The 15,295-nt window shown below is 67.2% G+C and carries 13 protein-coding genes, 1 tRNA gene, 1 other RNA gene and 1 pseudogene; 6 read left to right on the forward strand and 10 right to left on the reverse strand.

Annotated elements, in window-relative coordinates; all coding sequences use genetic code 11:
• Positions 1-11 precede the first annotated feature (11 nt).
• The 5 genes from OG417_RS01245 to ffs form a co-directional block, all read right to left on the reverse strand.
• Complete coding sequence (locus OG417_RS01245; RefSeq protein ID WP_329248443.1) at positions 12-545, reverse strand: DUF5063 domain-containing protein; 534 nt, start codon at positions 543-545, stop codon at positions 12-14.
• Positions 538-1,137: a recombination mediator RecR gene (gene recR / locus OG417_RS01250; RefSeq protein WP_329248446.1), complete on the reverse strand. Its 600-nt coding sequence runs from the start codon at positions 1,135-1,137 to the stop codon at positions 538-540. Before recR ends, OG417_RS01245 begins: the two co-directional genes overlap by 8 nt.
• A 181-nt stretch (positions 1,138-1,318) precedes the next feature.
• Positions 1,319-1,702 (reverse strand): YbaB/EbfC family nucleoid-associated protein, encoded by a 384-nt coding sequence (locus OG417_RS01255; protein WP_329248449.1) that lies wholly within the window; start codon positions 1,700-1,702, stop codon positions 1,319-1,321.
• A gap of 192 nt (positions 1,703-1,894) precedes the next feature.
• Complete coding sequence (locus tag OG417_RS01260) at positions 1,895-4,318, reverse strand: DNA polymerase III subunit gamma and tau (protein WP_329248451.1); 2,424 nt, start codon at positions 4,316-4,318, stop codon at positions 1,895-1,897.
• Between the two features lie 22 nt (positions 4,319-4,340).
• Positions 4,341-4,436: signal recognition particle sRNA small type (ffs, locus tag OG417_RS01265), an RNA gene on the reverse strand.
• A 78-nt stretch (positions 4,437-4,514) separates the two neighbouring features.
• On the opposite strand from ffs, the gene OG417_RS01270 reads away from it, so the two are divergent.
• From OG417_RS01270 to OG417_RS01285, 4 genes and pseudogenes are all read left to right on the forward strand, one after another.
• Positions 4,515-4,829, forward strand: coding sequence for a DUF952 domain-containing protein (locus OG417_RS01270; protein WP_329248453.1), 315 nt, complete (start codon positions 4,515-4,517; stop codon positions 4,827-4,829).
• A gap of 10 nt (positions 4,830-4,839) precedes the next feature.
• Positions 4,840-4,927 (forward strand) — tRNA-Ser (locus OG417_RS01275).
• Positions 4,928-5,660: 733 nt separating this feature from the next.
• A pseudogene (locus OG417_RS01280) lies at positions 5,661-5,937 on the forward strand (transposase); the annotation flags it as partial.
• A 287-nt stretch (positions 5,938-6,224) separates the two neighbouring features.
• Positions 6,225-6,662, forward strand: coding sequence for a hypothetical protein (locus OG417_RS01285; RefSeq protein WP_329248455.1), 438 nt, complete (start codon positions 6,225-6,227; stop codon positions 6,660-6,662).
• Here the strand turns inward: OG417_RS01285 and OG417_RS01290 are convergent.
• The gene (locus OG417_RS01290) at positions 6,649-7,146 is read right to left on the reverse strand and encodes a hypothetical protein (protein WP_329248458.1); all 498 of its coding nucleotides are present in this window, start codon (positions 7,144-7,146) and stop codon (positions 6,649-6,651) included. The genes OG417_RS01285 and OG417_RS01290 overlap by 14 nt on opposite strands.
• Before the next feature lie 238 nt (positions 7,147-7,384).
• Here OG417_RS01290 and OG417_RS01295 point away from each other — a divergent pair, with 238 nt between their 5' ends.
• On the forward strand, positions 7,385-8,305 hold the full coding sequence (locus OG417_RS01295; protein WP_329248461.1) for a phosphotransferase: 921 nt from the start codon (positions 7,385-7,387) through the stop codon (positions 8,303-8,305).
• Positions 8,306-9,674: 1,369 nt separating this feature from the next.
• Here the strand turns inward: OG417_RS01295 and OG417_RS01300 are convergent.
• Positions 9,675-10,652: a DUF3800 domain-containing protein gene (locus tag OG417_RS01300; protein ID WP_329248464.1), complete on the reverse strand. Its 978-nt coding sequence runs from the start codon at positions 10,650-10,652 to the stop codon at positions 9,675-9,677.
• Between the two features lie 541 nt (positions 10,653-11,193).
• A complete protein-coding gene (locus tag OG417_RS01305) occupies positions 11,194-12,456 on the reverse strand; it encodes a DUF2332 domain-containing protein (RefSeq protein WP_329248466.1) in 1,263 nt (420 codons plus the stop codon).
• 268 nt (positions 12,457-12,724) lie between these two features.
• Between OG417_RS01305 and OG417_RS01310 the strand changes: the two genes are divergently transcribed.
• A complete protein-coding gene (locus OG417_RS01310; RefSeq protein ID WP_329248468.1) occupies positions 12,725-13,303 on the forward strand; it encodes an LppP/LprE family lipoprotein in 579 nt (192 codons plus the stop codon).
• 205 nt (positions 13,304-13,508) lie between these two features.
• On the opposite strand, the gene OG417_RS01315 is transcribed toward OG417_RS01310, so the two are convergent.
• Together OG417_RS01315 and OG417_RS01320 are read right to left on the reverse strand one after the other, a co-directional pair.
• Positions 13,509-14,231: a choice-of-anchor P family protein gene (locus OG417_RS01315; protein WP_329248470.1), complete on the reverse strand. Its 723-nt coding sequence runs from the start codon at positions 14,229-14,231 to the stop codon at positions 13,509-13,511.
• A gap of 83 nt (positions 14,232-14,314) precedes the next feature.
• Positions 14,315-14,977 (reverse strand): L,D-transpeptidase, encoded by a 663-nt coding sequence (locus tag OG417_RS01320; RefSeq protein ID WP_329248473.1) that lies wholly within the window; start codon positions 14,975-14,977, stop codon positions 14,315-14,317.
• Between the last annotated feature and the right edge of the window lie 318 nt (positions 14,978-15,295).

Below are 15,295 nucleotides of genomic sequence, written 5' to 3' on the forward strand. Positions count from 1 at the left end.
GAAACCTTTCGTCAACCCGCGACCTGTTCCTCCATGACGTCCAGGCGCGCACTCGCCGAAACCGCGTAAAGGGCACGCAGCGCCGCCCCGGCATGGTTGCCCCAGTGGTTGAAGTAGCTGTACTGCCACCACCACAGCGCCTCGAGCTTGCGGTCGGCCTCGTAGTGCCGGCGGCCGTGCACCAGGTCGCTGGCGACGTCGACGAGATCGTCGGAGAGCCGGTACGGCGTCGCCTCGGTGTCCTTGTACGGGTCGAAGACCTCCATGTAGTCGTCGACCTGCGTGAGACGCTCGGCCAGCCCCTGCCGTACGGCGTCCAGATCGGGGTCCTCGCCGACGTCCGGCTCCCAGTTGTCCGGGAGGATCACGTCGGTGCTGGCGCCGAGGCGCGCCCCGGCCATCGCGATCTGCGAGACCTCCAGCAGCAGGTAGGGCACGGCGTGCTCGCCGGCCTCGCCCTTGGCCACGGCCTCGAGCCCGGCCAGGTAGGTGTCGACATGCTTCGCCACTCGATCGGCGAGCGTGGTCCAGCTGTTCTCAGACATCGAGCAGCCTCCGTCCTTCGAACGCACGGCCGAGTGTGACCTCGTCGGCGTATTCCAGGTCGCCCCCCACGGGCAGGCCGCTGGCGAGCCGCGTGACGGTGAGACCCATCGGTTTCACAAGCCGGGCGAGATAGGTCGCGGTCGCCTCACCTTCGAGGTTCGGGTCGGTGGCCAGAATGAGCTCGGTCACCTCTCCGTCGGCGAGCCGCTGCATGAGCTCCCGGATCCGCAGATCGTCGGGGCCGACCCCTTCGATCGGGCTGATCGCACCACCGAGCACGTGATAGCGGCCACGGAACTCGCGCGTCTTTTCGATCGCGACGACATCCTTCGGCTCCTCGACCACACAGATCACATGCAGGTCACGGCGAGCATCCCGGCAGATCCGGCATTCCTCTGCCTCAGCCACATTACCGCAGACTTTACAAAACCTGACTTTATCTTTGACCTCCCGCAACGCCTCGGTCAGCCGTGAGACGTCCGCGGGGTCCGCCGCGAGCAGATGGAAGGCGATCCGCTGCGCGCTCTTCGGCCCGACCCCGGGCAGCCTGCCCAGCTCGTCGATGAGGTTCTGAACGACCCCCTCGTACACGGCTCCCTCCCTTCTGTCGGTGTTGTTCTGGGCGAAGATCGTAGGGTGTGCGGCACCGGCTCGTCAGAGCTCGGTGATCGGTGCGCCAGAGCCCGTTCGTCGGGCTGTTCCTGTTCGTCAGGGCCTGTTCGGCAAGCCTGTTCGTCAGGGCCTGTTCGTCAGGGCCTGGGCACCAGTGTCATCAGAGCCCGGGCAGGCCGAGCCCGCCGGGCAGTCCCCCTCCTCCGACACCGCCTCCAAGGCTGCCCAATCCCTCGGTCAGCGGCCCCATCTTGGTCTCCTGGAGCCGCTGCGCCTCCTCGCCGGCGTTGTGGATCGCGGCGACCACCAGGTCGGCGACGGTCTCAGCGGTGTCCTGCGGGTCACCCGGGTCGATCGCGGCGGGGTCGATGACGAGCTTGACCAGCTCGTTCTGACCGTTCACCGTCGCCGTGACCAGCCCGCCTCCCGCAGTGCCCTCGATCTCGGCCTCCGCGAGCTCACGCTGCAAGTTGATGAGCTGCTCCTGCATCCGCTGCGCCTGCTGCAGCATCTGCTGGATATTCGGCTCGCCTCCGGGTTCCACGGCGTCTCCTCGTTCGATCGTCCGATGGCACGAGACTACGGGGTTCGCCGCCGATGCGGTACGCGCCCACCCGTGATCGAAATTCCGGGCATCTCCCGTGCCGGTGACCGCGTACGACACGCGGGACCTGCTCCCGGCAGCTGCCGGGATCAGAGTGACCTACGGATGCGGCAAATGGGCTTCATCCGGAGGTCAAGCGTTGTCGATCTCCTGAATGACCTTTCCTCCGAGTACCTGCTCGATCAGCGCCATGCCGGTCAGCGCGCTGTCCGCGCCCGCGTCGGCGTCACCTTCCGGATCGACCTCGTCGGCCTCGTCCATCGGCCCCGGCGGCGGGGGCACGAAGCCCGGGGGAGCCGCCGGCGGCGGAGGCTCGGGCTGCCGGTGTTGCTGCTCGCGGGGTGGTTGCGGGGAGGCGGGAGCCGGGGGGGCGGAGGAGCCCCAGCCTCCGCCGGTGTCGGGCGGCGGCTGCGGCGGCCCCTGACGACCCCCGCCACCGCCGTTGTCGAGGACCGCGTCGATGCGCCAGTCGACGCCGAGGATCTCCTTGAGCGCGTCACGGAGCACGGCGTCCTTGCCGCCGGTGGTGAACCCGCGACGCTTCCCCTCGTTGGCGAACGCGAGGGTGAGCACGTTACCGTCGAGCGAGGCGATCTCGACGCCTTCCATGAGGACGATCCAGGCGACCTTGCTGCGCTGCTTGACCGCCTCGAGAATGTCGACCCACATGCGGCGAATGGCGCCGACGTCGACCCCTCCTTGCTGCGGAGGGGCCGAGGGTGCCGTAGGTGCCGTAGGTGGCTGCGGCTGTCCGCCCGGCTGGGTGGGCGCCGGCCAGCCGTCGTCGCCCGCCGCGCGGGAACCTCCGCGCTCACCGGCCCTGGCGGCCTGCCCGGACCGCTCCGGACGGCCTTCGTCCCGTCCCGCCGTGGCCCGCTGCCCGGGGGAGGCGCTGGGCGAGCCCCACGAGGCCGCCGCGGAAGCCACCGAAGGGGGACCCGCCGGAGCCTCCGGCCCCGAGCCTGCCGGAGACGCCGAGCCGGCCGGAGACGCCGAGCCGGCCGGAGACGCCGAGGCCGCAGGAGCCGAACCCGATCCCGAGGAGCCGGAGCCGTTCGAGCCGTGCGATCCGCCCGAGCCGGCTGGGCCGGCTGGGCCGGCTGGGCCGCCGCCCGAAGCCGCAGGCGAGGACGCCGAAGACGAGCCCGAGGAAGTCACGGAGGCCGCGGAGGCCGCCGCGGGGTTATCCACAGCCCCTCGCGCACCTCCCCCCTCGCCGGCTCCGCGCTGGACAATGGAAGTGGGGTCGCCCCCCTGGGCGGGCGGGGGTTGGCCCTCTCCCCGCACGGCTGGGTCGGTGCGGGGGGTTCGGCCTGGGGCGTGGCGTTCGTCGGCGGGCTGCGGAGGCTGGGGGCGGCGGATCGGGGGCAGGTCCGCGGCCGGGGCGCCGTCGCCGATCGCCAGGCGACGTTCCAGACGGTCGAGCCGGGTCAGGAGCGACGCCTCGTCGTCGTACGCTCCCGGCAGCAGGATGCGCGCGCAGATCAGTTCGAGCAGCAGGCGCGGCGCCGTCGCCCCGCGCATCTCCGTCAGGCCCGTGTGCAGCAGGTCCGCCGCGCGCGTCAGCTCGGCGAGGCCGAGCCGTGACGCCTGCGCCTGCATGCGCTCCAGCTCGTCCGGCGGCACGTCGAGCAGGCCGGTCGTCCCCGAGTCGGGCACGTTCGACAGGATCACCAGGTCGCGGAAGCGTTCGAGCAGGTCGGCCGCGAACCTCCGCGGATCCTGCCCGCCCTCCATCACCCGGTCGATCGCGGCGAACACCGCCCCGCCGTCGCGGGAGGCGATCGCGTCCACCACCTCGTCCAGCAGGGTCGCGTCGGTGTACCCCAGCAGCGAGACCGCGCGGGCGTACGTGATGCCCTCTTCGCCGGCGCCCGCGAGCAACTGGTCCAGGATCGACTCGGAGTCCCGCGCGGACCCGGCCCCGGCGCGTACGACGAGCGGGATCGCGGCCGGCTCGTACGGGACGTTCTCCTTCTGGAGGATCTCCTCGAGCAGCTCGCGCAGCGTGCCCGGCGGGATCAGGCGGAACGGGTAGTGGTGCGTACGGGACCGGATCGTCCCGATGACCTTCTCCGGCTCGGTCGTCGCGAAGATGAACTTCAGGTGGGCCGGCGGTTCCTCGACGAGCTTCAGCAGCGCGTTGAACCCTTCGCGGGTCACCATGTGCGCCTCGTCGATGATGTAGATCTTGTAGCGCGCGGCCACCGGGGCGAAGAAGGCGCGTTCGCGCAGATCGCGGGCATCGTCCACACCACCGTGGGAGGCCGCGTCGATCTCGATCACGTCGATGTGCCCGGCGCCGGACGGACCCAGCGCGATACAGGACTCACAGGTGCCACAGGGCTCGGGCGTCGGCCCCTGCTCACAGTTCAGCGAACGCGCCAGAATCCGCGCGCTGGAGGTCTTCCCACAGCCGCGCGGCCCGCTGAACAGGTATGCGTGATGGATGCGCCCGTTGCGCAACGCCTGCTGAAGCGGCTCGGCGACGTGTTCCTGCCCCTTGAGCTCGGCGAACGTCGCTGGCCGATACTTGCGGTATAGAGCCAGACTCATCGGGGGTCCGTCCTCGTCAGAAGCAAAGGACCCCCCGCACACCCGCCAGAGCCTGCTTATCCTTGCTGCCTTCCGGCCCTGGGGAGGTTCACAGGATGACGCCATGCGAGGGGTCTCGACTGAGTCTATGGCATCCCGAGGACGTCTTCGGCCCGTACGCTCTCCTCGGTTCCAACGATCCCCGGGAGACCCACGCATGACGATCTTCCACATCGCCGAACGCGCCGACTGGGAGGCCGCCCGCGCGTCCGGCGGCCCGTACGAGATCTCGACACGCGGCCAGACCCTCGCCGAGGTCGGCTTCATCCACGCCTCTCGGGACGAGGAACAGGTCCGTACGGTCCAGCGGGCGTTCTACGCGGACCTGGACGACCTGGTACTCCTGACGATCGACCCGGAGGGCCTGGACGTACGCGACGAGGCGGTCGGCGACGGCGTTTTCCCGCACATCTACGGCCCGCTGCCGATCGAGGCCGTCATCGATGTACGGCCGCTGCCGCGAACCCGGTAGGCTTCTCCGCGGAGGATTCGCCTAGTGGCCTAGGGCGCACGCTTGGAAAGCGTGTTGGGGGCAACCCCTCGCGAGTTCGAATCTCGCATCCTCCGCCACGCTGAGCAGGCAAAACGAAGGGTCCCGCTGGTCATCGGCTGGACCCTTCGCATGCTTCTCAGTTCGCGTTGTCCTGGTTTTTGTCCACAGAGGGTGTTCCCGAGGTTCCCCAGATGGCACCGGCGATCTTCCGGGCTATATCCTTGAGCATGGCATCCGGCACATGGAGGTACCGCGCCCGCATACGGGCGGAGGTGCCCGGCTCTCACCCCATGATCTGATCAATGACGCGGTCCGGGGCCCCGAGCAGCATGAGCACAGTGGCTGCCGTGTCCCGGGCATCGTGAAGCCGACCGTCCCGGACGCATATGTCTTCGAACAGCCGCTTCCAGTCGTGATAATCGGTGTTCGGGCTCAGCGGGCCCCCAGCGGCTTGGTGAACACGTAGTCCGACTCTGACCAGCGCGCAGCCCGAGCGTCTCGCCCTGCCGCAGACCGAGCGTCAGCGCCGGCATCCAACGCGCGCTGTTTCGACGCTTGTTGACTTCGAGCAACAGGCGCTGAACCTCTTCCAGGGAGTACGGCTCTACCTCCGTCTCCTCTTCTCCATCCGTGGCGGTTTCGCCAACGCGACGGCGTTCTTGTTCACGTCCACGGAGACGGCCACCCCGCGATCCTTCCAGATGCGAGTCAGGCGAAGGAGAGCGAAGCGGCCGCAGGTGACATGTGCCGGTGACGAGCGAGTGGTTCGAGCAGACCCTGGCCGAGGCGAGTCCGGATGTGCTGCGGACGATGGCCAGCGTGGTGGCCACGTCCTATCTGCTGGGCGTCTCGACACGGCGGGTGGAGAAGCCGGCCGAGCAAACTGGGCGTCACCAAGCTGTCCAAGTCCCAAGTCAGCGTTATGGCCCGCGAGCTGGACGAGATGGTGGCCGACTTCCGTAACCGGCCGCTCGATCAGGGCCCGTATACGTTCGTGTGGATCGACGCCTTGACGCAGAAGGTGCGCGAGGGCGGCCGCACGGTGAAGGTGCACACCCTGATCGCCACCGGCGTCAACGCCGATGGCCAATGCGACGGGCGAGCCAAGTTCGACCTGCTCCGCAAACGAGTCCTCCTCGCGCGATGACTCTTGCCACAGAGGGTCATCACGAGATGTGGGCCAGATCCTGATCTGTTCCGGGGCTGAGGAACCTGCGGTTGGTTGCCATCTCAGAGCGGCACGGCACTGTACGTCTGCGTGGTCGGCTCCCTGTGGCCACCACGCGACCCTGTCCCAGGATTCTCCCTCACAAGCCTGGGACAGGGCCCCGGCACGATGGAGAGATTGTTCCTTCGCAGATGATGGGAATCTAGATGAAGATCAAATCCGTGCTGAAACGGGCACTTCCGCTGGCAGCGTTGGGGCTGCTCCTGCTTCCCTCCGCTCCTGCATCAGCGGCCACTTATGAGCACGGCCCCTGGTATTCCGCAGATTCCGCCCCTCACGAGGGAACCGTGTATGTCCATGAAAACGGTGACATAGTCAAGCTCTGCGACACCAAGTCCGACGCGTACCACGCCAAGGCGTACGTGTATACAGGTCCGACCGACAATCTCCAGCAAGTGTACTGGTTCACCAACTGGTACAACGATGGGAAATGCTCCTACGCCAAGGCGTCGAACGGGGGCGATGAGAACCTCCAGGAAGGCAAGAAGTACTACGTACAGATCTGCCGGGAAGAAAACGGAGGCACTCAGTTTGAAGACAAATGCACATCGTACACTCACTATTGGTTCCTCAACGACAATTAAGTCGCGAGCACGAGCGGCAGTTTCGTACTAGCACCTCCGGGTGGCGCCGGCGGATCGCCGCCCACACCCGATCGAGCGCGGCCACCAGACGCGGTGCGACCGACCCGACCTCCACCGACGCGACCTCGGTTTTCACGCGGCCTCGGGACGGTTCAGGAGTGAGGTAGCCGCCGAGGGTCTCGTCATAGCCGCTGATCACGCCCTCGGCGATCAGGCGCTTGTACTCCTTTTGCGCACACTGGCGTTTGCGGCCGATGCGGGTCAGGAACAGCTGGAGATCCTTGCTGCCGAAGGACTCACGTCCGGCCTTGGCCCACTGGTGAATCTGCTGGGCCAGCGCCGCGCGCGCCTGCTCAGGCGTCAGGTCGAACTCGGCATCGGGCTGGGTGAAGGTGAAGTCGTCGTAGCCGTCCTCGGTGATCGGGTCATCGGCGGTGGCGGTGTTGTCGGGGTTGGGGTCTTCGGTGGTGAGGTACTCGGCCATGAGCAATGGTCAAGACCAAGGAGAAGATGGCAGCAGCGATCGACAGGATCTTCACGCTGACGTCGGCGACACACGCGTGGATGCGCTCGCCGCCGTGCTCGCCTGTCGATGACGATCCCGGACGCGGAACGCGATGAGCTCCAACGGCGCCGCTACGCCGCCATCGAGGCGGGCGAGGAGAGCGAGAACTTGGGCGCATCGGGTCCCCGTGGTGCGACGGTTCGATGAGAATGGCCGGATGGCATTCGAACTGCCTGTGGTCGATGCGGCGAGTCTGGCCATGTGGTGCGAGCTGCATCTGGGCAGTCCGGCGGAGAGCGAGTTGTTCCGGACGGGTCACCTCACCTGCGTGATCGGAACACGGCTGGCCGACGGGCGTGAGGTCGTGGTGCGGGTTCGCCCAGCCGCGCCGCGGCTCACTGCGTGCGCCGAGGTGCAGCGCCGCCTGTTCGATTCCGGGTATCCCTGTCCGCAGCCGCTGGCCGGCCCGGCGCCGCTCGGTGAGTATGAAGCCAGCGCCGAGAGCCACATCCCGGGCGGGGCCGTGCTGCCCGGCTCCGGCCGCACCGCTCAGCCCTTCGCCGCCGCGCTCGCGCGGCTGGTGCGCCTGGCTCCCCGACCCGAGCAGATGCCCTCGCTAGCGCCCGCGCCGCCGTGGGCGGCATGGAACCACGACCAGGGCGGGCTGTGGCCCTGGCCCGAGGACCTGGACGTGGATCTGAACCAGGTGGATGGGCCGGGTTGGATCGACGCGGCGGGCCAGGCCGCCCGGGAGAAGCTGCGGGAAGACCAGGGCCAGGCCGTGATCGGGCACGGCGACTGGATAACGGACAACCTGCGCTGGCACGGCAACCGGCTGCTGGTGGCCTACGACTGGGACAGCCTGATCGCCGACAGCGAAGCGATCATCGCCGGACTGGCCGCGGCCATCTTCCTCTACCCGGCGCTCGCCACCGTGACCGAGACCCGCGAGTTCCTGGACGCCTACGCCATCGCCCGCGGACGGCCCTTCAGCCCCGGCGAGCTACAGCGCTGCTGGGCCGCAGGCGTCTGGACGAGAGCGTACGACGCCAAGACCGAGCACGCCGCCGGACGGCCGGTGACCTGCCTGACCCAGGACGAAGCCCATGACCGCCTCCGCCGGGCCGGAATGCGCTAAGCCGCCGGTGCCGCACGGCAGGGGCGCAGGTCGCAGCTCAGTGCCGTGCGGCCACCCAGGGTGGATCGATCGCCGCGACGCACCGGTACCTGATAGACAACCGCTTGTCACCGGGCAGCGCTCATCGATTCAACCGCCGTCCGAAGCAGCAGGAGGAAGGACCGGCCGACCATGCCCGAAACCTCGATTGCGCATGAGAAACTTTCATAAATTGATCCGGCCGGCACACCGACCGCCGCACTGACCGTCGTACAGAACGTGATCCCGATGCCCAGCGAGAAGGCAATGTTGATCGCCGACCAGTGGGGTAGGCACGATGGCTAATTCGAGGGCGAACAACCATCCCTCACCACGCCAGAGCTGGCGGGCGGTCTCCCGTTCGGCATTCTGCTTTTTCTGGTGCATTCGGAAACCGCACTGTATCGGCGGCGCTGCCGGTGCCCGGAGGCCAGCTGACACACGTATACGTAAGGAGGCTAAGTTACCTGCAGATCGTGGTCATCATTTGGTTGCACGCTGCCCTCTTCAAATTGACGTGCGGAGGGATCGCAAGTCCTATGCGGTGCGGCAGGCGCCAAAGGCAGCTGGTGTCGTGCGTCGAACCCTCGTGTTTCGGCGGCAGCTCGACGGATCATACGAGCGGTAGGCCGACGATGAGGCACACGCCAGGAGACAAGATCAAGCTATCGTCATTCCAGCCGACTTCACCGTGAGCGCCACGGTTGAGCCAGCGAGCAGCATCACGGTGTCGAGCAGTCGCTCTGGGATGCCCGCGGACCACGGCTGGACGCCGCGAAACGCAACTGCACGACGACTACTGCTGGATGTTTGGGTGTCCCCGGAAAGACGGGATCACCAGGTCATACGCTGCCTGCTTAAGCTCAAGCGCACACGCCACCCGGCTAAAAGATCTTTACAAGTCACTGCGCAAGTACTCTATGAGGCCAAGAGCAGTGGCTCTAGCGTGGCGATCCGTATGGCCGTCGGTCAGCTCCTCGATTACTCCAGACACGTAAGCCCTTGCTGGCCCGAGGCTCGCAGTGCTGCCCCTAGAGCCTCCGGACGATGATTCGTACGTCTCGCCGACCTCGGTGAACGTTGCTCTCGCCTACCGTGACGGCGACACCTTCGCCAGCATGCTGGATGAGCGCTACGTGCCGTGAGACTAGCTCCGAGGACGAGGGGGACACCAAAGTGATGTTCCTCATTAACGATAGCTTTATTAGATCAGGGGTTGTTTTACCGCCACAGCCAGGTACTGTGTAACCCGAAGGCCCTCAGCAGGGGCGCAGGAACTACCGGCAGTCGCGCTGAGCGTGACACCCATCGTTAAGGTGGCAGTTGTCGGCCTGGCCCTCGCTGAGGGCCTTCAGTATCTGAGTCCAGACGTACGTTGAAGCTCGGCGAACCAGGAATGATGGGCGCGGCAGTCATGCTGCCTTCCCTGGATAAAGTGCAGACCGTACTTGTGGAGGTTGTTGCTAGGACCGCGCCAGAGCCGTGGGGCGATGGCACGTAGGTAACCGGGTTCGACATCGCCGTGCTGGTCTGGCCGGACGGCAGCGTACACAGCGCCAGCCACCGCGTCGGCTACCTGAAGGCCGCGGATCTGGCTTGGCTGCTCGATCTTCGGACGGGTCCCATTCTTGAGTGCGGCCCACGCGATCCTGCACTCAGGATCTGCGCGAAGGTACTCAAGGTACTTAAAGAGTGGGTCGTACTTGAACCGCCTGACATGGGCAAATCTGAGGTCGGCGCATCCGTCCTTGCGGTCGACCGCCCACGACACCCGCTCCAGCAGACGCCGCACTGCGTAGTGGTAGGTCCGCGCCGGGTCATCGAGGGCGGTTCCGCTTTTAACTAGGGAATCCTTGCAGACTACGACGTTGGCCAAGACCAGCGGCAAGCTAGCAATTTGCCGTGCCACGTGCTTGCGTGTCGCATGCGGCCGAAGGTTCTCGGCCCAGTGCAGCTCACGAGTCGGCGGACGTTCGAGTCCGACGTTGATACTATTTAGCGCAGCCCGCAATGCCGTATCTTGCACGGCCTTAACTATCACGGCCGAGAGCACGAAGACAGGAGAGGCAGCTCTGCCCCATCCGCGGTCTCCCGCCTCGTCTACGTAAACGTAGAAGCGGGAACGGTCTTGAGCCATGCACTTACGGTAGACCACCAACCGGACGTATACCGCATGCCTTCTGGTAACTCGTTCAGCCGACAGTTGTAACTTTTTACACTCAGGTAGACGATCGTCCAACATACTGTCGCATTTCCTGCAGGGAAAAACCCGGCAAGTAGGTACATATCGCCGCCGTCGTTGCAGCGGCGACAAGAATGTCGCCATCATGACGACATGCTGAGCCCACTGCTGCGACGCGTACACGACTCTGATGAAGCCGGGCCATGGGCGGACGTCAGGCTCTTGGGGGACCGGAGCTGGAAGACCGAGTATCCGAACGGCCGCGACGCTGACAGATACCTTCGAATCGGCGCAAACGTCGCTGGCCGTGCTCAACGCCTGGCTGAGGGACACGAGCCCAGAGACGTTGATGACGAACTAACGGCGAACGAGGTTATCGCAGGTATCGCTGCCCTTTATCTCCTACGCACTCATGTTGACGAGCTAGAAGCAGACCTGCTGGACTGCGCCCGCAGGCTAGGGATCAGCTGGGAACGCCTCGCGTCCGCCATGAGGGTCTCCGACCGCAGGGCAGCCCACAAACGAGCTAGCAGGCTATGGGGGCGATACCCACGTCGACGCGATCGCTGGATGCCGAACCCACCGCTCGACGGGGACTGACAACACCGCACGTCCATCAGGGTCTCATTCGCCAGCGTTCGATCAGTACGTCGAAGTGCTCATGGCCCAGGTCTCGGAGAACTCCGACCTAATGCGAACGTAGATCAGCAGACTTGTGAAGCGTCTTGGGGGCAACCCCTCGCGAGTTCGCATCCTCCGCCAACTCGACCAGGCACGATGCGGTTGCGTTCGTCGGTAGCCACTGGAAGTCGTCGGTCTTCTCACGGGCCAGGGCGAGCCAGCGTAGGTAGGGATCGGCGAGGGCGAGCAGGGCGTCGTCGCGGCGGTCGGAGTCGCGCAGGCTGGCTCCGACCAGGTAGAGGGAGTTGCGCCGGGCCAGAGGGCCGTCCGGTGCGATCAGGTGGTCGGTGGTCGAGACGAGGCCGGGGGCTTCCGCGAAGACCCACGCCACCGGGCGGTGTGCGGCGGCTTGCCGGAGTTGGGCGGCGAAGGCGCTCCTCGCGTCCGGCGTGAGGTAGCTGAGCAGGGACGCGGTGAAGACGACGATGGGCTCGTTCCCCGGCAGTTCTTCGAGTAGCCGGGCGGTGTCGGTGGTCGCGTCGCCGGGCGCGACGGTCACGGTCGCGGCCGAGACGGCCAGGTCGATGGCACCTCGCAGGACGGCGAGGTCACCGACCTGTTCGGGCCAGATGAACGCTTCCAGCCAGGCCCGGGCTCCGGGATCGGCCACGTTGACCGGGTGCTGGTCGATCCCCCGCCGGCGGGTGATCTCCGGGACCGGGCCGAGGATCCCCTCTGCGGGGATGCCGCCCCGTACCTCACAGGTGATCGTCACCGGCGCGGCGTCCTCGGGGGAAACCTTCTGGCCGCCGATGCGGTAGCGGTAGCGGTCCAGAAGGAGATTCAGGCCCGCGCTGGCGCCCGCCTCGACCAGGGCGACCGGGCCCGGCCAGCGCCGATGAACGTAGTCGAGGCCGAGGCGAAGAGCCACGCAGCGGCGGATCTCGTTGGTCTGGGTGGACCTGGTCCGCAGGAGCCGGTCGAGCTCGGCGCGGTGCTCGGCGCAGAACGCGGCGAAGGCCGGCATGAGCCGGCCGTCGACCGGCCGCCGGCCGCCGTGGATCGGGTAGTAACCGGCCAGCGCCGAGCCGGGATTGGACGCCAGGAGCAGGTTCACGGCCGCGAACAGCAGGCTGGGCCGCCGCTGCTCGCCGGGCGCGGACATGAGCAGGTCCAGCAGTTCGTCGTCGCCGGCGACGCCCTCGCTCAGCGCCTCGTACACCGGGGAGCGGCCACGGCACTGCGTGGCCGCGAAGAACCGGAACAGGCGACGGAGCCGCTGAATCTCAAGGTCTCCGCCACCCGCCGGGCCGCCTGCCCCCTCTGCCACTCCCCGAACCTACCGCCGCCGGAGGTTCGGCTCGGACGCGGTGCGGTGGTGCTCGGTCGGCCGTCGACGCCTGCGTCCGACGCCTGCGCACGACGAGCCCGGCCATAGATCGTCTTTTCTTGAAATGTCGTCACAGCACGGACACAGCCTGCGATCATTCCGCTGCTGGAAGTAGACGCCGTCGGACGGCGCGTGCAGAGACGAGGTAACAGGCTTGTTTGCAGCAGACCGGGCCGGTGCGCTCCTCCGGCGGCGGACGTTCGTGCCGATGACGACCGCGCTGATCGCCGGCATGGCGCTCACGGGTTGCAAGTCGTCCGACACGGCGTCGGGCGCGTCGTCGGCCTCGCCGACGGCGACTCCGGCTTCACCGAACGCGGTGGCCACGCTTCCGGGCACGCCCGGCTCCACGCCCGCGTCCGGCGCTCCCGACCAGGCGACCATCCAGAGCGCCATGACCCGTACGGTCGAGGTGGCGGACCCGACGACGCACTTCGCGCCGGTCGGCTCGCCGGTGACCGCGTCGGACCGGAACGGCGGCACCCTCACGGCCGTGATCGGGCAGCGGACCCCGACCGCCGACGGCCACGGCCAGCTCGTCTTCTTCTGGCAGGGCAGCCGCTTCATCGGGTGGGACGCCGAGACGGAGTCCATGTCCATCAGGAAGGTCACCGGGGCGAACGGGTACTTCACCGTCACCTACGTGCACTACGCCGCGAACGACCCCGCGTGCTGCCCCTCGCTGGCTCCGGTCAACGTCACGTACGTCTGGCAGGACGACGGGTTCGTCCCCTCCGGCACCCGGCCCACGTACGGCAGCGCGGTCCGGGTGAAGCTCAACGCCTGATCGGGGCCACGCCCGCCTACTTCAGCCGTCATCCACCGGCGGACGGCCGCCTACGGGCCATGCTCACGCCGCTCTCAGGCCGCCGTCCCCTGCACGCTGGAACACCGTCGGCCCCGTACCCTCCCGGGAAGGTACGGGGCCGAGTTTCACGAGCTCGTGTCAGGGGGTGATCAGGCCCTCTCGGCGATGCTCAGCGTTGGACAGGTCAGCCGGTCACCGGCAGATCGCTGTTGACCGGAGTGGGCGTGGGAGCCTCGGCAGGCGGGCTCTGCGGGGTGCCCGGGTTACCCGGGTCGCTCGGCTGGGAGGGCGGCGTAGCCGGTGGGGTCTTGCCGCGTGGGGCGCAGGTCGCGGAGGCGATGTCGATGACCTGTGACTTGCCCAGGGCCTGTACCGCCAGCTCAAGGCCGGTGACGGTCAGGCTTCCGTTGGGGTTGTGAACCTGCTTGTTGATGGTCACCTGCACGCCACCGACGCCCTGCACTGGAACGGTGACAGTGCTGTTCGGCGACGCACCGACCTTGATGCTGCGGCCCGCGAGTTTGACGTCGACCAGCTTTGAGGAGCCGGTGCCGGCCACGCACTTGGAGGTGATCACCTTGGCGGACAGCACCGCGGTCTTCAAGATCGCGGCCTGTGCGATCCTGAGGTCCACGACGCTGGCCTCCGAGCGGTTCCCCATCGCGCGGGCGCGCAGTACGGAGAGCTGGACCAGCCGGTTGTCGGGCAGCTTGGCCAGGCTCTTGTCGTGTGGCGCGGACGCCGAGGAGACCGCTGGGGTCTGCGGGATGCTCAGCAGACCGGTGGCCGACAGCCCGAACGCCGAGCTGCCGCCGGCAGTGGTCGCGGAGGCGGGGGTTGCCGCCGCGGCCAGAGGAGCGGCGAGCGCGCCGGCGACGGCCGCGTACCTGATGAAATGCTTGCGCACTGTGTCTCCATGAATGGGAAGACTTCCCAAATCGGGAAGTCAGGGGAATGACAGCGGGACGCGTATTCCGTCCCTCGAGGGGATTAGTTCGTGACGAGAACGGGAGTTCCAAGCGGGAGCTTGGACAGCCGCTTCAACGCGTCGGCGGGCACCCGCACGCATCCGTGGGTGACCGCTTGACCGAATACCGACTTCGACGGCCAACCGTGGAACGCCACGGTCCCTGGCCCGCCTCCGTAGGAGTCGAGCGTGTCGGAGTGTGCGCCCACCGGAAGGATCAGCGGACTGTAGGTGGGCTTGGTCGGCGCGATCAGGGCGAGCAAGAACGTGCGCCCCACCGGTGTCGGCGTTTTGGGTGCGCCCACCGCCACCGTCCACGTACCGATCGTGCTTCCGGACTTGGACAGGGTCAGCTTGCGCGTCGACGTATCGACCCGCAGTACGTACGAGCTGTGCGCGGTCCGCACGTTGCCTGCGCCGGTGGGGATCCATCCCGTCGAACCGTTGGGGCGGCTGGGGAGCAGGATCCGCTGCCAGCCCGGCTTACTCTCGACCACCGGAACCCAGGTGGGGCCGCCCAGCTCCTTGCTGGGCAGTACGGCCACGGGCGTGCCACCTGCGGTCGCCGAGATCGGCAGTGACTTGAGCGGATGCACGACCGTGCCGTCGCTCGTCGCAGTGGGATCGGTGTCCTTGGACACGGCCTTCAACGTCGTGAATGTCGTCGCTTGGGTCAGCTTTCCCAAGTCCGGCGGGCTGGACGAGCTCGCCGAGTGATCCGGACTCTTCCCTCCGCAACCCGTGACAAGCACCGTAGTGGCCGCAGCAAGTGCGGCACCCACGGTAAGACCACGCACACCACGCGAGGCGTACGGCGTCGCCATACACCCCACGCGGGCACGCGTAGAGCGATTGCCCACAAAAACTCCAAGAGATCGCGACAGCGGAAGATGAGTGCGATGAACCTTGCGAGAGCACATTCTCGCAGGAGTAGTCATATAACTACCACATGCGATGGCGGTGGCGGCGAGCAATGGAGACGGTTCATGGTGGCCATTCCGTCC

The sequence above is a fragment of the Actinoallomurus sp. NBC_01490 genome, from assembly GCF_036227085.1.
Taxonomy (GTDB): domain Bacteria; phylum Actinomycetota; class Actinomycetes; order Streptosporangiales; family Streptosporangiaceae; genus Actinoallomurus; species Actinoallomurus oryzae.